Here is a 17282-nt window from a genome sequence, read left to right as displayed (position 1 = left end):
GATGCGCAGCCGAAGTCCAGCACCGTTCCTCCAGGCCTCAGACCGCGAAGTCCTCCAGCACCTTGCCCTGCTCCAGGGCATCGCGCAGCCAGCGCGGACGCGGCCCGCGGCCGGTCCAGGCATTGCCCTTGTCGTCCCGGTATTTCGCTGCCAGCGCCTTGCGCTTGTCCGGCGCCTTCTTCGCGGTGCCGGCGACCTGGGCCTTGACGTTCGGGCGTTGCCCACCGAACTTGAGATCGCTGGGGCGCAGGCCATAGTGCGCTATCGCTTCATTGATGCGCGCCACGACCTCCGCGACCTCCTTCTTGCGCAGGTCCTGCGCTTCCTTCTGGAGCAACTCGATCTCTTTGGTGATGTCGGCATAGGTGCGTGCAGCGTTCTTGGCCATGTAGAGCGTTCCCAGTCAGGTTGTGATGTGCCAATGCTAGCGGCTCTCTCGCGCAAGCCCAGGGCTGGCGCGGCGCCAAGGCAACGTCCGAGCGCGCTTGCCGAGAGCTGTCGCCGAAATCCCCCCCATATCCATCGCATTCCAGGGCGACAGCATGGACCGCCGCCCGTACGCTCATGGCACCGAGTTGTGTTCGATGCGGCCGCGGTCCCAGGACCGCGCCAACGCTCAGGAGATCGAGATGGACCATGCCCTGTCATCGCGCGACGAACCGATCCAGCACCGCCCTGCCAACCCGCAGGCGCCCGCCGACACCATAGTCGAGGCGAGGCTGTGGCTCGAGGAATACGCGTGGCTGTACAGCATCCTCAAGAGTGCGGCGAACGTCTGCCCCACCTTCCGCTTCCCCGATCTGATCAGCGCCGCCGTCTCGTTGAGCCTGGCCAATTCGGCAGACCAGCAGGAGGTCTTCCGGTTCCTGGGCACCCAGCTGGTCCTGCGTCCTCCCACCACGGCGCGCCGGCGCGAATCGATGTGGCGCGCGCAGTACGAGCAGTTGCGCGAGCTGCAGCGCTCACCGGCGAACCGCCATCCGAACCCGAACTTCCAGCTCGACCAGCTCACCACCGCCTGCGTCGCGCAGGCACGCCGCATCGATGAAAGCGGCGCCCGACTTCTGCGCCAGGCCCGGTTGAACATGGCCGAGCGCGCGAGCGGGGCCTCGGCCCACGCCGCACACGCAGAGCGCTGACCCCGCGCCACCGACCCCGACCGGCTGCGCGACCCGCCGCCGGCCCGACCCTCCGCCAGGCTGCACCGCCGCATCCTGACCACCCGCATCCGACCTTGCCCGGCCCCGCCGGTCGCGCCTCCGCCTCCGGTTCCCGGGGCGCGGACCGCCATCCATGGGACAAGTCATGCGATCTCTACCGTTCATCGCCGCACTCTTGCTGCACGCCGCGCCGGGCACGGCGAGCGCGTGCTGGGACGTCGCGGCGCAACGCTACGGCATCTCCGCCCACCTTCTCTATGCCGTGGCCCGCGTCGAGTCCGGGCTCAATCCGCGCGCGGTCAACAACACGCACCAGGCACGCACCGGCACGCGGGACATCGGGCTGATGCAGATCAACAGCTCGCACCTCCCGAAGCTCGCGCGCCATGGGATCACCGAGGCGCATCTGTACGACCCCTGCACCAACCTGCAGGTCGGCGCCTGGCTGCTCGCCGATGCGTTCGCGCGCCACGGCGTCACGTGGAACGCGGTAGGCGCCTACAACGCCGCGTGCTCGCAACTCAAGGGCGAGGCATGCGCCCGGGCCCGTTCGGAGTATGCGTGGAAGGTCTACCGCCGGCTGCCGCAGACACCGGCCGCCATGCCGGCTGCCGCCGTCGCTGCGCAATCGTCCCCGTCCCGCGGTCCCGCCGCTGGCGGCACGCGCACGGGCACAGGCACGGCGGTCGCAGCGGCGGCCCGCCCGGCGGCCTCCGTGCGCTACCACGTGCGGATCAGCCCGAGGGTGGCGCCATGAGGTGCGGGACCTGGATCGCCGGCTGCATGGGCGCACTCGCGCTCTGCGCCTGCGCCCTGCTGCGTCCGCCGGCAGCCCCCTCGGCGGCGGCGCCGGCCGCGGCCGCACCGCACACGGGTGCGCTGCGCATCGCGCAGGCGGAAAGCGGCCCCCGGATGGACACAGCCCGCTTCGCACCGTTCGTGCTGTGCAGCGACGACGCGTGCCCCCGCGTCACGCCCAAGACCCTTGCGCAGGCTGCTCCCGCACGGCAACACGATGCCGAGCAAGGCCCGAGGCCGGCATCGCTTGCGCCCCTCGCCTCGCCGGAGACGCCGCGCAAAGCTTCCGCGCAGCAAGCTCCCGCATCGAAGGGTCACGAGGCCGGCACCGCGGTCCCGGCCACGCCGCAGCCGTCCCCCGCATCTCCCGACAGACCGGATGAGCCCGAAGGCGCAGCCAGGCCGCAGCGGCGCGGCGACATCGCCGTGACCGTGCGTTTCCCGTTCGGCGACGCACGGCTGAACGAGGCGGCCAGGGCGCAGTTGGACACCGCTGCCGGCCAGGCCTCGGAGGCCGGAGCGCTGCACCGGCTTCGCATCGTCGGCAGAACCGACAGCGCCGGACCCCAGGCCGTGAACGACGCGCTGGCAATGGCGCGCGCCCGCGCAGTGCGCGACCACCTGCGCCACCGCCTCCCGCGCTGGCCGGCGGCCGTGGACATCGAGGCCGCCGGAGCGTGCTGCTACGCCGCGAGCAACGACACCGCGCAAGGCCGCTTCGCGAACCGGCGCGTCGAGATCACGCTCTCGGCATCCGATCCGGAGGACGCCCCATGAGGACGCGCCCTACGGACGCCATCCGGACGCTGCCGGCCCCCGGCGGCCTTCGCCCGGATCCACCCGAAGAGCCCGCGGGCTCCACCGCGCCGCGCCGCAGCGGCTCCACCTCCGGCAGCTACCGGCGGCCCGAGCGCCTCCGGCCCGCCATCCGGCCGTCCCGTCCCTCAGTCCTTCATTTCCAAAGGAGTTCTTCATGAGCATCGCCATCCTCTCCGCCCCCGCACCGGCCGCCCGGCGCTCGTCCGCGCGCAAGCTGATCGCCTTCGTCTGTCTGCTGGCGCTCGCCATCGCGGGACTGGCGCTCGCGTTCCCGAGCCATGCACTCGACCTGGTGGCCTTCACGGGCATCACCGGGCCGCTCACCAGCGCATTGACGCAGATCGCGGAACTCGGCCCCGGCATCAAGGCGCTCGTGGGCTTCGTCGGCTTCGTGGTCGCGCTGATCTCGCTGTCGGCGCTGCGCAACTTCGGCCCCGTCCTTTTTTATGTCGGCCTGGCCATTTTCGCGGCGGTCGGCTTGGTGATCGCCGGCGCGATCATGGGCGCGGTCGTCTGAGCCCCGGCGCACCCGATTCCGGAGGCCCCCATGCAAGCGGACACCTACATCCCGCGGCGTCTCGACGACAGCTGGAAGCTGGGCTTCTGGGACGTGGACGTCGCCGCGCCCATCGTGTTCATGTTCTTCGTCGGCTACCTGTCGTCGAGCAAGGTGGCGTTCGCGGTCTGCATGGCCGCCGGGTTCGCCATCTCGCGCTGGATATCGCGCCTCAAGGCGGACAAGCACCCCGCGTTCGCCCTCCACTGGCTCTACTGGCACCTGCCGACCAACCCGGCGACGTCGATGCGCGTGACGCCGCCGTCCCATCTCCGCCGGATGGTCGGCTGAGCCGAGGCGCACCATGGACTTCGAGCGACTCAGCGGCGACCTCAAGGAGCTACGCCGGCGCAACCGGGGACTGGGCCTGGCCGTGGGCGCGCTGGCCGCGGGCTTGTTCGTCGCGCTCATCGTCATCCTCCAGCTCCTGGGGACGGTGCGCACCGTGGTCGTTCCACCGTCGCTGAGCAAGACCTTCTGGGTCACGGCCGACCAGGCATCGAGCGAGTACCTCGAGCAGATGGGCAGCTTCGTCGCCTGGCTGATCCTGGACGTCACCCCCAGCTCCATCGACTGGAAGAAGGACATCCTGCTCGGCTACGTCGACCCGGCGCAATACGGCGCGCTCAAGGCGCGCCAGGAAGTCGAGGCGGAGCGCCTCAAGCGCATCAACGCCGCGACGGCATTCGCGCCGCAGCAGCTCGTGGCCAGCGAGGAAGCGCAGTCGCTGGTCGTGCGCGGACGCCTGCGCACCCTCGTGAACGGCTACGAGACCGCCAACGAACTCAAGGCCTACCGCATCGACTTCGGTCATGCCGGCGCTCGCATGCACGTCATCGGATTCAAGGAGGTGCCCTATGCGGTCAAGTGACACCGCGCGCACGCCACTGCGCCTGCCCGTGGCCCGCCGCGCCGTCGGCGGCGCAGGCCCGGCCGCGCGCGCCGCAACCGCGCCAGCACGCGTGCCCTTGCCGCCGACACGCGAGCGCTGGAAGCGACTGCCTCCCGCCGCGCGGCGGATCCTCCTCGTCACGGCCCTGTCCTTCGGGCTGCATGCCCATGCGCTGCAGGTCGTCGAGGCGAGCGACGGCGTCGCCGCCGAGGCCATCGTGTCGTTGAAGGAGCCCACGCGCATCCGCATCGAGGGCACGCCGATCACCGACGTGTTCGGCAACATCCATTCCAGCCATTGCGGCGGCCCGCCGATGCCCGCTTCCGCACCGCCAGCCTCGCCCGGCTCGCCCTCCGCCACGCCCGGACTCTCCCCCGCGGGTGCGTTCTCATCGCCCGCGGTCAATCCGGCCGGGGAGGTCATCGTCGAGTGCGATCGCGACAAGGGCGAAATCTACATCCGCCCGGTCGGCGATGCGGCCCAGCCGATCAACCTCTTCGTGGCCTCGGCCTCCGCCACCTACACCTTGCTGCTGCGCCGCTCGGACACGCCCGCAGACACCATCGTCATCCGCGACAAGACGCCGCGCGCGCTGCGCCCGGCCGCCGCCGAGGCCGCCCCCTCGGGCCCCGCGCCCAGCCACGTGCGCGCGATGAAGGCGCTGCTGGTGGCCATGGCGTCCGACCGCGTGCCGCCGGACGTCCGGGTCGAGGAGCGCTCCCGCCCGGTCCAGCTCTGGGCCGAGGCACGCCTCACGCTGCTGCGCCAGTACGAGGGCCGGGGCCTGACCGGCGAGAAGTACCTGCTCCAGAACGTCAGCGCGGCGCCGATGGTGCTGGCCGAGCAGGAATTCGACCGCCCCGACAGCCGCGCCGGCGGCGAGACCGTCGGCGTGGCGATCGAGCACCACAGCCTGCGGCCGGGCGAGAGCACCAGCGTCTACGTGATCCGGCGGGGAGGCGAACGATGAACGCGCCCTCCATGCCCCCGGGCGGCCGCCCGCCCGGCTACGCCGTGCGCGGACTGATGGACCGCTTCTCGCCGCGCCAGCGGCAGTACGCCCTGCTGGGCGCAATCCTCGCGGCCGGCATCGGACTGCTCTGGCTGATCTTCAGCTTCGCCGGGCCGGGGCCGCAGCCGCGCGGCGGCAGCGCTCCCCAGGTGCAGCCAGGCGACGTCACCAACATCGGCGTGCTGCCGCCGGGCGCGCAGGTCAACCCGCTCGACCAGTGGGTCGGCACCGCGGGCCGCAAGCTCGCGCAGTACGAGACCGAGCGCGACGAGCAGAACCGGCTCAACAAGGAGCGCCAGGCCTTCGAGGGGCGGACGATGCAGCGCTTCGCGGAGTTGGAGAAGCGCCTGACCGCGAACCAGCAGCCCCCGGCCGCGCCCCCTCCTGCGCCACCCGCGCCGCCGCCACCGCCGCCCGCGCCGGCGAGCCCGGTCGCCATGCCGCCTGCTGCGAGCCTGCCGCCGCCCCCGGCGCCGTCGGCTGCGGGGGCAGGCGCGATGCCCGCCGGCGCGCCCAGCCTGCAGCCGCCCACGCCTCCCGTGCCTCCCACGCCGACCATCTCGCGCGTCACTCTGGTGGACCGGTCCCGCGCGGTGGCCACCGGCAGCGGGGATGGACAGGCTGCCCGAGACGGCGCGCCAGGCGCGTCCTCCAGCACGCAGAAGACCGTCTCGACCTTCCTGCCCGTGAGCTTCACGCGGGGAATCCTGCTCGGAGGCCTGGACGCACCCACGGGCGGACAGTCGCAGAGCAACCCGCATCCCGTGCTGATCCGTCTCTCGGACAACTCGGTGCTTCCCAACCGGTTCCGTGGCGAGTACCGCGAGTGCTTCGTGGTCGCCGCCGGCTACGGCGACATCAGCTCCGAGCGCGCGTACCTGCGCACCGAGAACCTGTCCTGCGTGCGCGCCGACGGCGCGACGCTGGAGGTGCGCATCCAGGGCAGCGTCTACGGCGAGGACGGCAAGGTCGGCATGCGCGGCCGCCTCGTGACCAAGCAAGGGCAGATGCTCGCCAACGCCCTGCTGGCAGGTGTGGTCAGCGGCATCGGCCAGGGACTGTCCACCGCCAACACCACCTACAGCACCTCGGCCCTGGGGACGATCGCCAGCGCCGACAGCAACGCGGACGCCTACCGCGCTGGACTGGGCCAGGGCGTGGGCAAGGCGCTGGACCGCCTCGCCCAGTACTACATCAAGCTGGCCGAGAACACCTTCCCCGTCATCGAGGTGGACGCCGGCCGCCAGATCGACGTGGTGATCACCAAGGGCGTGCGCATCGACGTGCCGATGACCGCCATGGCCGGGCCCACCGCCGGCCCCTCCCCCTCCCCCGAAACCCGCTACCTGGAGGCCACCGATGATGGCAACTACTGAACCCGTGCGCCTGCGCCGCTCGCGCACCGCCGCATTGCTTTTTGAGGCCGCACTGTGTGCGGCGCTGCTCGCCGCCCTGCCGGCCGGCAACGCCGCGACGCCCGAGGAGGCCCGGCTCCTCGCTGCGCTGCGCAAGGCGCACCCCGGCACGCAGTTCACCGAGGTGTCGCGTACCGACGTCGAAGGGCTCTACGAGGTCTGGATGAACGGCAACGTCGCCTATGTGCCGGCGGCCAACCCGCGCTTCTTCGTCTTCGGCCGCCTCTTCGACACGCAAGACATGCGCGACATCACGGGCCCGCGGATCGCGCAGCGCAGCACCGGCCCGGGCGGGCCGTCCGAGCCGGTGTCTCGAACGGTGGCAACCGTCTCCCTGGAGCAGCTGCCGCTGGCCGACGCGATCCGGACGGTGCACGGGAACGGGGGGCGCAAGGTCGCGGTCTTCAGCGATCCCAACTGCATCTATTGCAAGCAGCTCGAGCCCGAGCTCGCCAGCATCGACGACGTCACGGTCTACACCTTTCTCCTGCCCTTCCAGGGCGAGGCCCGTCCGATCGCGATCTGGTGCGCCGCCGACCGCGAGCGCGCCTGGCGCCAGTGGATGCTGCAGGCGGACGCCAGCCTGCTGCGGTCCGACGCGCACTGCGACCACCCCATCGGGCGCAACCTCGAGCTGGCCCGCCGCCTGGGCGTGCAGGGTACGCCGACGCTGATCTGGGCCGACGGCATCCGCACGGACGGCTACATCGGGCGCACCGCGCTGGAGGCCAGGTTCGCGGAGGCCGCGAAGGTGGCCGGTACGAAGTCCGGCACGGCGGGCGCACGGCCATGAGGACCCGGCCGCTGCACCTCGGTGCGTTCGCCGCGCTGATCCCCCTGGCCGGGTGCGTCAACATGTCGGGGCTTAGTGGCGGATCCAAGTACGCCTGCGCGGCCCCCGATGGGGTGGCCTGCGAGTCGGTGTCGGGAACCTACGTCAACGCCCTGCACGAGAACCTGCCGAGCCAGCGGGCCTCCGCCACCGCGCCGGGCGAGCCGTCCACCTCCCGCGCCAAGGCCAGGGCTCCTGACGCTGTCCCGGCCGCCGCCGCACCGCCCCGCCAACCATTCGCGGCCGCCGCGCCCGCGATCGACGCCGCCGGCGGCGTGCCCGGCATGGCGCTGCGATCCGAGGCGCGGGTGCTGCGGCTGTGGACCAAGCCGTGGGAGGATGCGGACGGCGACCTCTGGGACCAGGGCTTCGTCTACGTCCAGGTCGATGCCGGTCGCTGGCAGATCGACCACGTGCGCCAGCGCATCCGCGACCAGTACGCGCCGCTGCGCCCCCCGCCCGCCGTGCCCGCAACCCCCTCCGGCACCACCGAGCCGGGTGCCGGGCCGATACCCGCGGAGGCCGGGCCGGCGGGCGCCGCAGAGAGCGCGCTGCAACGCCCCGCGCCGTTCAATTCCTTCCCGCTGCTGCGCCCACCGCCGGCCGGCACGGGGCCACGACCGCAGTGAGGCCGCCATGCGCCTGCCTTCCACCGAAGCACGTCACGGCGAACGCCACGCCGCCCCCCTGTTTCCCTTCGGGATGCCGGCCGACATCCCGGCCGAGCAGTTCGCGAGCTGGCTGCCCTATTCCGCCTACCTGGCCGAGGAGAAGATCTTCGTCAATCGCGAAGGGATGGGCTTCCTTCTCGAGGTGATGCCGCAGTCGGGCGCCGACGAGCGCATGTCCGAGGTGCTGGTCTCGCTGTACGCCAACTGCCCGCCCGGCACCGGCCTGCAGTTCCACCTGTTCGCCTCGCCGCACATCCGCCAGCAGCTGCGCCAGTACACCAACCTGCGTATCGAGGACGAGGACCAGGCCGAGAAGGCGCGGCCCTTTGGCCGGCCGGTGCCCAACGAGAACCTGTTCCGCAGGCTCGCGCGCCAGCGCGTGCAGCACCTGCTGCGCGGCACGAAGGCCTCGCTCACCGCAGGCTTCCACTACACCTTGCGGGACTTCCGGCTCATGCTGAGCGTGTCCTTCCCGGGCAGCGCCGCGGACCTCAACCGCCGCGACGCGCTGCTGACGCTGCGCGACTCGATGGCCGCGACCCTGCGCTCGGCCATGCTGCCCAACCGCGTGTGCGACGCGGCCGACCTGATCAACTGGTGCGCCCTGTTCACCAACCCGGACCGGATCGCCCATTCGGACGCCGAGGACCTGAACGCCGACGACGACCGCTGGCTGCATTACGACGACGGGCGCGAGATCCGCGACCAGATCGTGGACTTCGACACCGTCCAGGATCCGCATCCGTCGGGCATCACGTTCTGGAAGGGCACGAGCGAGGAAATGCTGGAAGCGCGCTTCTACTCCATCAAGTCGTTCCCCGAGCGGTTCGCGTTGTGGCAGATGGGTTCGCTCATTGGTGACCTGATGCAGCCGGCCCTGCAGTACAGCGCGCCGTTCCTGATCACGCTGGGGGTGCACATCCTCGATCCGAACGTCACTAAGTCGGTGGTCACGGCGAACCACGTGCGCGCCACGCAGAACGCCAAGAGCAGGATGGCCGACGTGATGCCGGATGTGAGGAAGAAGCTCGACGACTGGTCCGCGGCGGCCAATGCGCTGGACACCGGCGGCAATCTCGTGAGCCTGTACCACCAGCTCGCGATCTTCACCCAGCCGGACAAGGCCGCCTCGGCGCACGAGGCAGCCAATGCGATCTGGCGCGCGCGCGGATTCCAGCTCAACGCCGACGCCTACATGCACCGCCAGGCCCTGCTCGCGAGCCTGCCCATGACGCTGACGCCGCGCATGCACAAGGACCTGTCCAAGATGCGCCGCGTCACGCGCAAGACCATGGCCAACGCGATCCACATGGCGCCGTTGATCGCGGAATGGCGCGGCACCCGCACCCCGGCCCTGGTGTTCGGCGGCCGGCGCGGCCAGATCATGACGCTGGACCTCTTCGACAACGATCTCGGCAACTACAACTTCGCGATCATCGGCGCGCCGGGCAGCGGCAAGTCCGTGCTGATGAACGAGCTCGCGTGGTCCTACCGCGCGATTGGCGCCAAGGTCTGGATGCTGGACCTCGGGCGCAGCTTCGAGAAGCTCTGCCGCAAGGCCAAGGGAACGTACATCGAATTCCGGCCCGATGTGGACATCTGCCTGAACCCGTTCACCATCGTGCACGACATCAACGAGGACATCGACATGCTGGTGCCGGGCATCAGCAAGATGTGCTCGATGCAGCATTCGCTGGACGAGGTCCAGCGCAAGGCCATCTCGGCCATGATCCTCAAGCTCTGGCGCGAGCACGGCAGGGACCTCACGATCACGGGCCTGCGCGACGCCTTCAAGACCGGGACCATCGAGGAGCTGGGCGTCCGGGGAGATCCGCGCATCCGGGATCTCGCCATCATGCTCAATCCCTATGCCAAGGGTGGGCAGTACGAGCGCTTCTTCGAGGGCCGGGCCAACGTCGATTTCAGCAACGATTTCATCGTCATCGAGAATGAGGAACTCAAGCGCCGCCCGGACCTGCACGCGGTCGTCAACATCCTCCTGCTGCACCAGATCACGGGGGAGATGTACCTCACGCGCAACCGGCGCAAGGTGCTCTTCATCGATGAGCTGAAGCAGCAGTTGGGCGACATCGGCGCCGACGACCCGATCAAGGCCGCTGTGGTCGAGGAGGCAGCCCGGCGTGCGCGCAAGTATGGCGGCGCCCTCGGCACGGCCACGCAGAGCGCCGACGATTACTACGGGTCGGCCCAGATGGAGGCGGCGTTCGCCTGCTCGGACTGGGTCTTCCTGCTGCGCCAGAAGCCCGAATCGATCGAGATGCTGGACCGCAAGGCCCGCCTGTCGATGGACGAGCCCAAGAAGCGCCTGCTCAACTCGCTGCGCACCGAGGCCGGCGCGTTCTCGGAGGTCTACATCTCCTCGCCCGTCGGCGAAGGGGTGGCGCGCAACATCCTGGACCCGGCCACGCACCTTCTGTTCTCGAACAAGCTGGAGGACAACGCCCCCATCGACGCACTGCGCGCCCAGGGCCTGTCGATCGACGAGGCGATCACCGAGCTGCTGCGCCAGCGGGGGCATGCGCTATGAAGGCCGTTTTGCTGCATGCACTGGTCGCTGCGCTGCTGCTCGCCGCGGGTCTCGCCGCCTACGACCGCTGGGTGCTGCGCCCCGCCCTGGTGGTGGGCGTGGTGGATCTCTCCGAGGTCTACCGCACGAAGGAAGCCGAATTCACGCAGTTGCTCACCAGCGGCGGCACAGAGGCCGAGCGCGAAAGGGCGCTCGCGCTCGCGCGCCGCTTCTCGCAGCGGCTGCCCGCGGCGCTGGACGAGCTGCCTCGCGAATGCGGCTGCCTGGTGGTGATCAAGAGCGCGATCGCGGGAGCGCCGAACAGCCGCGACCTGACGCCGGCATTGCGCCGGAAGGTGGAACAGCCATGACCGTGGACACCGTCTCCGATGACGCAGCACTGGCGCCGGGCTGGTGGCGCCAGCGCACCCGATCCTTCATCGACTTCCTGCGCCACATGCGCCGGCGCTGGTACCTCTACCTGCCGGTGTTCGCGGTCTGGGGTTTCGCCTACGTGCGCCTGTTCTTGGACCCGACGCCGCGCGTGCCCCTGCTCGTCAACTGGACGCCGAGCCTGCCGTACCACGTGGCACTCATGCAGTTCCACCAGCAGCCCATACGGCGCGGCGACCTGATTGTGTTCGCGTTCGCGGGCGAGGCTCAGGCGCACTACCGGGGCCTGCGCGGCCAGCCGTTCTTCAAGCGCGTGCGGGGCCTGCCCGGCGACATCGTGACGGTCTCCGACCGCACGGTCTTCGTCAACGGCGAGGCCGTGGGCCGGGCCAAGACCCACGCCTACGACGGGCACCCGCTCGCGCCCATCGCGCCGGTGGTCATTCCTCCGGGCCACTACTACGTGCAGGGCATCGGCCTCCACAGTTTCGACTCGCGCTACGCCGAGAGTGGCCTGGTGCGCGACGAGCAGGTGGTAGGCGTCGTGATGCCGATCTTCTGAGGAACCGGACCATGCCTCCCGCATTCCACACTGTCCATCGCGCCAACCTGATCGCGCTGCTGGCCGTGATGGGCTTGGCCGCAAGCGCCGCGCCCGCCCAAACCAGCCCGGCGTTCGGTCCGCTCGGCGCATCCACCGTGGCCACCGCCCAGGGCGACATGCCGATCACCGACTACCTCGGCCTGCTGCGGCAGATCGCTCCGTCGGCCGAACAGGGCGCACGCACCTACATCGCGGCCGTGCAACTGCGCTGCGGCCGCGCGCCGACCACGGCAGAACTGCGCCAGGCCATCTCCGAAGGCGAGGGACACCCGGCGCTCATGGGCCTGATGCGCGCTGCCCAGCTGCAGGACAAGGCCGCGCGCGACCGGCTGGTGGCCCAGGTCCCCTGCCCTCGTGGAGCCGGGCGATGAGACCCGGCGGCTGCTTGTCGGCCGCCCTGCTCGTCGTGCTGGCCAGTGGCGGCACGACCGCCCGCGCCACGGACCTCGGCGCGCTGGGGCCGACGTACGGGATCACCGAGCCGCACCTGCTGCGCATGATCGAGGAACGGCTGCGCGAGAAGGAGCGCTCGGGCGAGCTGGCGCGCGTCGAGCAGGAGGCGCGGGCACGCGGCACCGACACGGTGAGGAACCCGGTGCCGGTCCCCGGCGTGCGGACCACGGCGTTTCCGCGCTCCTTCTACTTCGACCCCACCTACACGCTCGACCGCAACATCCTGGGCGCGCACGGCGAGCTTCTCTTCGCCGCCGGCACGCAGGCCAATCCCCTGGACATCGTCTCCCTGTCGCGCCACCTGCTGTTCTTCGACGCGCGCGACGCCCGTCAAGTGCGTCGCGCGCACCAGCTGGTCGCCCACTACCAGGGCAAGGTCAAGCCCATCCTGACCGCAGGCTCCTACCTCGATCTCATGAAGGCCTGGCGCGTCCCGGTCTACTACGACCAGCAGGGGATGCTCACGCGGCGCCTGGGGATCACGCAGGTGCCCGCCTTGGTGTCCCAGGAGGGCAAGCGGCTGCGCATCGACGAGATGGAGGTGGAGCGATGAAACCGCGCCTGCTCACCCACACGCTCCGTTGGCTGGCCGGGCTCCTCCTGGCGGGAGGCTGCGCGGCCGCGGGCGCGACCACCTGCACCGGCAGGTTTCCCAACCCGATCACCGACATCTGCTGGAGCTGCATCCTGCCCCTGAGCATCGGGGGCGCGCGCATCGGCGACTTCGGTTCGCAGGAGGACATCGACAACCCAGGCAGCCCGCTGTGCACCTGCGGCGTCAACCCGGTGATCGGCCTGTCGATCGGCTTCTGGGAACCGGCCCGCCACGTCGAGGCGGTGCGCAAGCCCTTCTGCCTGGCCTCGCTGGGCGGCATCGACCTCGACCCGGGCATCCCCGCGCCGGAGGCCGCGCGCTTCACGCGTCCCGAGGGCGACGGCGACGGCGGATCGTTCTACCAGGCCCACTTCTACGTGAACCCCATCCTCTACTACCTCGAGGTGGTGACCGACTTCCCCTGCCTGGAGAAGGGCAGCTTCGACCTTGCATACCTCACCGAGGTCGACCCGCTCTGGGCCGACGACGAGCTCACGCTGATCATCAATCCCGACGCGGTGCTGTTCGCCAACCCCGTGGCGGTCGCGGCCTGCGCCGCCGACTGCGTCGCCGCCTCGATGGGCTTTGGCATCCGCGAGATGTTCTGGTGCGCGGGCTGCCAGGGCGGCCTCTACCCGATGAACGGCCACGTGCCGTACCACATGGGCGGGGTACGCACGGCGGCGCTGATGGCCCAGCGGCTGACGGCCAAGATGCACCGGGAACTCATCGCCTGGGGCTGGCACGGCCAGGCCGGCCTGTGCGGGCCGTACTTCCTGCCGGTCATGGACAAGGCCGCCTACAAGACCCAGCTCACCTACCCGATCCCGGCCACGTCGAAGGAGGCCGGCAAGTGCTGCCAGCCGTTCGGGCGCCAGACCGTCACCTGGGGCGCCGGCAAGGAGTACCCCGTTCAGGGCGAGGACTTCGCCTTCATCCTGTTTCGCAAGAGGAACTGCTGTGTGGGCTACTGACCTTCTCCGCGGGCGGAAGCTCGTCCTGGCGTTCGTGCTCGCCGTCCACGCGGCGGCATCCCCTGCCGCCGGGCCAGTCGTGGGTCCGGCCGCGCCCGCCATCACCGATGCAGACCTCGAGCGGGTGCGCCGCGAGCAGCCCACCGTCACCGAGCAGGACATCGATCAGGCCCGGCGCAAGCACCGCATGCCCGCAGAAGCGGAGCTGAAGGCGGCGCCCCCGGCGCCGGCCCCCGCCATCGATGCGCTGCCCCGGCCCGCGACGAACATGCCGATCGACCTCGAGGCCCTGGCGCGGGGCTATGCCGCGCAGGCGGGCGCCATGCAGGCCGCGGAAGGGCTGGCGCAGGGGCCTGGGCTGATGGTCTTCGTGAGCCTGTCCATGCCGCGCCCTGCGCTGCAGCGGCTGATCGACCAGGCCGCGCGCGCGCGCGCCTCCGTGATCCTGCGCGGACTCGCACAGGGGTCGCTGCGCGAGACCGTGGCGCAGGTGCAGCCGCTCATCGGCACGCGCCAGGTGGCGGTGCAGATCGACCCGCAGGCCTACGACCGGTTCTCGATCGAGCGCGTGCCCAGCTTCGTGCTGGTGCGCGACGGCACGCGCCCGGTCTCGTGCGCCAGCGGCACCTGCGCGCCGCCCGAGGCCTTCCTGCGCGCGGCCGGCGACGTGAGCCTGGACTATGCGCTGGAGCACATGGTGCGCGCTGCGCCGGCGTTCCAGGGCGACGCGGCGGGCTTTCTGCGGCGGCTGAAGGAGTAGCGCCACCATGCTTCTCACGCTCTCCCTCCTCCTGCGCCGGGCCGTGGTCTGGGCCACGCTCGCCTGCTTCGTAACCACCCAGACCGCGGCGCAGACCGGCGCGCACGCCGAGGGCACGGCTGCGGGCCAGGCCGCGAATCCCGTCATCCGCGGCGCGATCAATGCCCCGGACGCCTCCGCCGTGGTGCCGGGCTACACGAACGCGCCGCCCGAGCGGCTCTACTACGGGCAGCCCAACCTCTCGGGGCAGACCAGCGCCCGGCTAGCGGGCTGCGCGATGACTCCGAACGACCCCGTGTGCCAGGCGCTGCTGGGTGCCCGGGCCTCGGCCCACACGCCGCGCGAGCCGGTGTCTCCGTACGACCCCGCCGTGCTGGATGCCCGCCGCATCGCGTCCAACCCGTCCACCCAGCTAGAGGACATTGCCAGCTTCTACGCCGGCTGCCAGGTCGACACGGTGGCCACGCCGGCCACGGAGACCCGCGTGTGCCGGCAGTATTCCGGCGCTTCCGCGCTGTCCTGCGCGCGCACGCTGTCCGTGGCGGTCTCGCGCACCAGCAGTTGCCCGCCCGGGGAGTGGTTTGCCCAGGGAACCGCGGGAGCGATCGGCCTCGGCGTGCAGTGCAAGCCGGACCAGCCAGCCTCGCAGCAGCGCATGCGCGTGACCGCGGGCGGCGCGCCGGTGGCCTTCTTCGACGTCGACATGACCAGCGCGTACGTGTTCCCGCAGATCGTGGCGCCGCTGCCCGGCGGGGATCCGATGGGCGGCGGCAGAAACGGCCTCTGGGTCGCCAACAACCGCTGCAATGGCGACGACTGCCGGGTCACCGGCTATGTGGCCCAGGAATACCGGCAGGTCTGCACGGGTGGCGGCGGCGATTCGGGGGACATGCAATGCACGACCGAACGGCCCTTCCTGGAGATCTATGGCGCCTGCCCCGCCGGCACGCAAAGCGGCGACCGGATCGGCCACACGACCGGCGCCGCAGGCGATGCCGGGGATGTTCAGACCACCTACCTCGAGGAGGGACGCTGCTACGCCCCCAGCGAGGACCCCGAGGACGCGCCGGGCGAGGACATCACGCGCACCCTCCAGGGGTCCTACTGGCGGCCGGCCGGCAGCCGCCCCGTGGTGGGCTTCCGGCTCAACCCGCTGTACGGGTACATCCCGCAGATGACGCTGGGCTACGAGCGGCCGCACACGACCGTCATCGAGACCGACCAGTGGGACGACCAGTGCCCGGCGCTGGACGCAGAAGGACGCTGCGCCGTCACCGGCGCGGCGCGCTGCGTCGATGGGCCAGCCACCAAGGAGATCGACGGCGCGCCGGTCACCCGCTCCTGCTGGCGCTACGAGACCTCGCTCTCCTGCCAGTACGGCGCGCCCACGGACGAATGCGCGCCCCTGGCCACCGCGGGCTGCACGCCCACTGGCACCACCTGCCGCCAGCCGAACCCGGCCACGGGGCTGTGCGAGATCACCGAGAACACCTACAGCTGCCCGGTCGCCCCGGGCTCCGCGGTCACGGCACGCAACTGCCCGAAGGACGTCTTCTGCATTGCCGGCAGCTGCTTCAACACCACCTACACCAACGACGCGGATTTCGCCCGCGCCATGTCCTTCCTGGAAGCCGGGCGCGAGGCCGGGGTCTACCTCGACACCGACAACCTGCAGGTGTTCCGGGGCGAGGCCAACCGCTGCAGGGACCGGCTGCTGAAGAACTGCTGCATGTCGGACGGCGCGGGCAAGGGCATGAGCAACCAGAGCATGTTCGGCGTGGGCTCGCGCCTGGTCTTCGACGCCCTGATGAACGCCGGCAACCGCCAGTTCCTGTACCAGGGCATGCAGGCCTTGCTCCTGGGCGGCGGCTTCTCCGGCAGTTTCACCACCTACGGCGTCACGGTCGCCGTGAACGGAACCGCGCTGCCCGCCGGTTCCTCGGTGCTCTACGCGGGCGAGAGCGTGGTCGTGGCCTTCGACCCATGGAGCCTCGTCATCGCGATCGTGATCTACGTCGTGATGGCCGCCATGTCCTGCGACGAAGAGGAAGGCAAGCTCGCCATGAAGGAAGGCGCCCGCCTGTGCCACACGGTCGGCACGTACTGCTCCTCTTGCATCCGGATCCTGGGCAAGTGCGTCTCCTGCATCACGCACACGACGAGCAAGTGCTGCTTCAACTCCGTGCTGGCCCGGATCATCAACGAGCAGGGTCGCCTGCAGGTCATGAAGTGGTGGGGAACGGCCGAGGCGCCTGACTGCTCGGGCTTCACGATCGCGCAGTTGCAGGCCCTGGACTTCGCGCGCATGGACCTCACTGAGTTCTATGCCTCGATCGTCCCGAACATGCCCAACGTCGGCGCGATGCAGAGCGGCGCCGCCGGTCGCGCCAGCAACTGCTACTACGGCGAAGGGAGGTGCCAATGAACTGCGCCGCGCGCCGGGCCGCCGCCTTCGCGGGCGCCGCCCTCTTCCCGCTTCTGATGGCGCAGCCACGCGCCGAGACGTTCCGCACCCCCGTGGCGGACGCCCGCCCCGTCCTGCTGGCGGCGCTGCAGTCCGCGGACGGCATGGCGCATGGCGTCCTCGTCGGCGAGATCGCCGACGCGATCACCCAGCGCTTCGAGGCCACCTCGCCCATCTACATCGATGTGTCGACCGAGAAGCGCTATCGCGAACCGGGCTGCAGCCGGCTGAAGGTGCTGTTCTGGCAGGAAGGCGTGAAGCTGCCCGACGTGGCCGCGCCGCGCAGGCAGACCATCGAGTTCGGCATCAACTACTGCCTCGACGGCTTGCCGCCGAAGTCGCTGCGGTGAGGGCACC

Annotated in this window: 20 protein-coding genes; 19 read left to right on the top strand and 1 reads right to left on the bottom strand. The window is 70.7% G+C overall.

The features are described from left to right. Nucleotides 1–37: 37 nt before the first annotated feature. Nucleotides 38–388 (bottom strand): H-NS histone family protein, encoded by a 351-nt coding sequence (locus BM070_RS10890; RefSeq protein WP_059400276.1) that lies wholly within the window; start codon nucleotides 386–388, stop codon nucleotides 38–40. Nucleotides 389–629: 241 nt separating this feature from the next. Here BM070_RS10890 and BM070_RS10885 point away from each other — a divergent pair, with 241 nt between their 5' ends. The 19 genes from BM070_RS10885 (at nucleotide 630) to BM070_RS10795 (ending at nucleotide 17275) form a co-directional block, all read left to right on the top strand. Then, nucleotides 630–1139 (top strand): hypothetical protein, encoded by a 510-nt coding sequence (locus tag BM070_RS10885; RefSeq protein ID WP_059400442.1) that lies wholly within the window; start codon nucleotides 630–632, stop codon nucleotides 1137–1139. 166 nt (nucleotides 1140–1305) lie between these two features. Continuing rightward, nucleotides 1306–1917, top strand: a complete 612-nt coding sequence (locus BM070_RS10880) for a lytic transglycosylase domain-containing protein (protein ID WP_082136755.1) — start codon at nucleotides 1306–1308, stop codon at nucleotides 1915–1917. Nucleotides 1918–1943: 26 nt separating this feature from the next. Continuing rightward, on the top strand, nucleotides 1944–2735 hold the full coding sequence (locus BM070_RS10875) for an OmpA family protein (RefSeq protein ID WP_059400275.1): 792 nt from the start codon (nucleotides 1944–1946) through the stop codon (nucleotides 2733–2735). A 196-nt stretch (nucleotides 2736–2931) separates the two neighbouring features. Continuing rightward, nucleotides 2932–3294, top strand: coding sequence for a hypothetical protein (locus BM070_RS10870; RefSeq protein WP_059400274.1), 363 nt, complete (start codon nucleotides 2932–2934; stop codon nucleotides 3292–3294). Between the two features lie 30 nt (nucleotides 3295–3324). After that, nucleotides 3325–3624, top strand: coding sequence for a type IV conjugative transfer system protein TraL (traL, locus tag BM070_RS10865; RefSeq protein WP_059400273.1), 300 nt, complete (start codon nucleotides 3325–3327; stop codon nucleotides 3622–3624). Between the two features lie 13 nt (nucleotides 3625–3637). Further along, entirely contained in the window at nucleotides 3638–4204 is a 567-nt protein-coding gene (gene traE / locus BM070_RS10860) for a type IV conjugative transfer system protein TraE (RefSeq protein ID WP_059400272.1), read from the top strand. Beyond that, entirely contained in the window at nucleotides 4191–5195 is a 1005-nt protein-coding gene (locus tag BM070_RS10855; protein ID WP_059400271.1) for a type-F conjugative transfer system secretin TraK, read from the top strand. Before traE ends, BM070_RS10855 begins: the two co-directional genes overlap by 14 nt. Beyond that, a complete protein-coding gene (locus tag BM070_RS10850) occupies nucleotides 5192–6613 on the top strand; it encodes a TraB/VirB10 family protein (RefSeq protein WP_059400270.1) in 1422 nt (473 codons plus the stop codon). Before BM070_RS10855 ends, BM070_RS10850 begins: the two co-directional genes overlap by 4 nt. After that, nucleotides 6597–7445 (top strand): DsbC family protein, encoded by an 849-nt coding sequence (locus BM070_RS10845; protein WP_059400269.1) that lies wholly within the window; start codon nucleotides 6597–6599, stop codon nucleotides 7443–7445. Before BM070_RS10850 ends, BM070_RS10845 begins: the two co-directional genes overlap by 17 nt. After that, nucleotides 7442–8113 carry a TraV family lipoprotein gene (locus BM070_RS10840; protein ID WP_059400268.1) on the top strand — a complete coding sequence of 224 codons (672 nt, stop codon included), beginning with the start codon at nucleotides 7442–7444 and terminating at the stop codon, nucleotides 8111–8113. Before BM070_RS10845 ends, BM070_RS10840 begins: the two co-directional genes overlap by 4 nt. A 7-nt stretch (nucleotides 8114–8120) precedes the next feature. Further along, nucleotides 8121–10703: a type IV secretion system protein TraC gene (gene traC / locus BM070_RS10835; RefSeq protein WP_059400267.1), complete on the top strand. Its 2583-nt coding sequence runs from the start codon at nucleotides 8121–8123 to the stop codon at nucleotides 10701–10703. Beyond that, complete coding sequence (locus tag BM070_RS10830) at nucleotides 10700–11053, top strand: hypothetical protein (protein WP_059400266.1); 354 nt, start codon at nucleotides 10700–10702, stop codon at nucleotides 11051–11053. The genes traC and BM070_RS10830 overlap by 4 nt, the downstream gene beginning before the upstream one ends. Next, nucleotides 11050–11637 carry a conjugative transfer signal peptidase TraF gene (traF, locus tag BM070_RS10825; protein ID WP_059400265.1) on the top strand — a complete coding sequence of 196 codons (588 nt, stop codon included), beginning with the start codon at nucleotides 11050–11052 and terminating at the stop codon, nucleotides 11635–11637. Before BM070_RS10830 ends, traF begins: the two co-directional genes overlap by 4 nt. An 11-nt stretch (nucleotides 11638–11648) precedes the next feature. Beyond that, on the top strand, nucleotides 11649–12050 hold the full coding sequence (locus BM070_RS10820) for a hypothetical protein (RefSeq protein WP_059400264.1): 402 nt from the start codon (nucleotides 11649–11651) through the stop codon (nucleotides 12048–12050). A 14-nt stretch (nucleotides 12051–12064) separates the two neighbouring features. Continuing rightward, nucleotides 12065–12685 (top strand): type-F conjugative transfer system protein TraW, encoded by a 621-nt coding sequence (gene traW / locus BM070_RS10815; RefSeq protein WP_242455309.1) that lies wholly within the window; start codon nucleotides 12065–12067, stop codon nucleotides 12683–12685. Then, nucleotides 12682–13701, top strand: a complete 1020-nt coding sequence (locus BM070_RS10810) for a TraU family protein (protein ID WP_059400262.1) — start codon at nucleotides 12682–12684, stop codon at nucleotides 13699–13701. Before traW ends, BM070_RS10810 begins: the two co-directional genes overlap by 4 nt. A gap of 34 nt (nucleotides 13702–13735) precedes the next feature. Further along, nucleotides 13736–14461 (top strand): type-F conjugative transfer system pilin assembly protein TrbC, encoded by a 726-nt coding sequence (gene trbC / locus BM070_RS10805; protein ID WP_242455308.1) that lies wholly within the window; start codon nucleotides 13736–13738, stop codon nucleotides 14459–14461. A 7-nt stretch (nucleotides 14462–14468) separates the two neighbouring features. Next, entirely contained in the window at nucleotides 14469–16886 is a 2418-nt protein-coding gene (gene traN, locus BM070_RS10800) for a type-F conjugative transfer system mating-pair stabilization protein TraN (RefSeq protein WP_059400260.1), read from the top strand. Next, nucleotides 16883–17275: a hypothetical protein gene (locus BM070_RS10795; protein WP_059400259.1), complete on the top strand. Its 393-nt coding sequence runs from the start codon at nucleotides 16883–16885 to the stop codon at nucleotides 17273–17275. The genes traN and BM070_RS10795 overlap by 4 nt, the downstream gene beginning before the upstream one ends. The last annotated feature ends 7 nt before the right edge of the window (nucleotides 17276–17282 follow it).

This window comes from Paracidovorax wautersii (assembly GCF_900113035.1).
Taxonomy (GTDB): Bacteria; Pseudomonadota; Gammaproteobacteria; order Burkholderiales; family Burkholderiaceae_C; genus Paracidovorax; species Paracidovorax wautersii.
This window is presented reverse-complemented; position numbering and strand designations above follow the sequence as displayed.

Excerpts from the sequence above, each read along its gene's own strand:
- BM070_RS10890 (WP_059400276.1), bottom strand. The coding sequence starts at position 388 with ATGGCCAAGAACGCTGCACGCACCTATGCCGACATCACCAAAGAGATC.
- BM070_RS10885 (WP_059400442.1), top strand. The coding sequence starts at position 630 with ATGGACCATGCCCTGTCATCGCGCGACGAACCGATCCAGCACCGCCCT.
- BM070_RS10880 (WP_082136755.1), top strand. The coding sequence starts at position 1,306 with ATGCGATCTCTACCGTTCATCGCCGCACTCTTGCTGCACGCCGCGCCG.
- BM070_RS10875 (WP_059400275.1), top strand. The coding sequence starts at position 1,944 with ATGGGCGCACTCGCGCTCTGCGCCTGCGCCCTGCTGCGTCCGCCGGCA.
- BM070_RS10870 (WP_059400274.1), top strand. The coding sequence starts at position 2,932 with ATGAGCATCGCCATCCTCTCCGCCCCCGCACCGGCCGCCCGGCGCTCG.
- traL (WP_059400273.1), top strand. The coding sequence starts at position 3,325 with ATGCAAGCGGACACCTACATCCCGCGGCGTCTCGACGACAGCTGGAAG.
- traE (WP_059400272.1), top strand. The coding sequence starts at position 3,638 with ATGGACTTCGAGCGACTCAGCGGCGACCTCAAGGAGCTACGCCGGCGC.
- BM070_RS10855 (WP_059400271.1), top strand. The coding sequence starts at position 4,191 with ATGCGGTCAAGTGACACCGCGCGCACGCCACTGCGCCTGCCCGTGGCC.
- BM070_RS10850 (WP_059400270.1), top strand. The coding sequence starts at position 5,192 with ATGAACGCGCCCTCCATGCCCCCGGGCGGCCGCCCGCCCGGCTACGCC.
- BM070_RS10845 (WP_059400269.1), top strand. The coding sequence starts at position 6,597 with ATGATGGCAACTACTGAACCCGTGCGCCTGCGCCGCTCGCGCACCGCC.
- BM070_RS10840 (WP_059400268.1), top strand. The coding sequence starts at position 7,442 with ATGAGGACCCGGCCGCTGCACCTCGGTGCGTTCGCCGCGCTGATCCCC.
- traC (WP_059400267.1), top strand. The coding sequence starts at position 8,121 with ATGCGCCTGCCTTCCACCGAAGCACGTCACGGCGAACGCCACGCCGCC.
- BM070_RS10830 (WP_059400266.1), top strand. The coding sequence starts at position 10,700 with ATGAAGGCCGTTTTGCTGCATGCACTGGTCGCTGCGCTGCTGCTCGCC.
- traF (WP_059400265.1), top strand. The coding sequence starts at position 11,050 with ATGACCGTGGACACCGTCTCCGATGACGCAGCACTGGCGCCGGGCTGG.
- BM070_RS10820 (WP_059400264.1), top strand. The coding sequence starts at position 11,649 with ATGCCTCCCGCATTCCACACTGTCCATCGCGCCAACCTGATCGCGCTG.
- BM070_RS10810 (WP_059400262.1), top strand. The coding sequence starts at position 12,682 with ATGAAACCGCGCCTGCTCACCCACACGCTCCGTTGGCTGGCCGGGCTC.
- traN (WP_059400260.1), top strand. The coding sequence starts at position 14,469 with ATGCTTCTCACGCTCTCCCTCCTCCTGCGCCGGGCCGTGGTCTGGGCC.
- BM070_RS10795 (WP_059400259.1), top strand. The coding sequence starts at position 16,883 with ATGAACTGCGCCGCGCGCCGGGCCGCCGCCTTCGCGGGCGCCGCCCTC.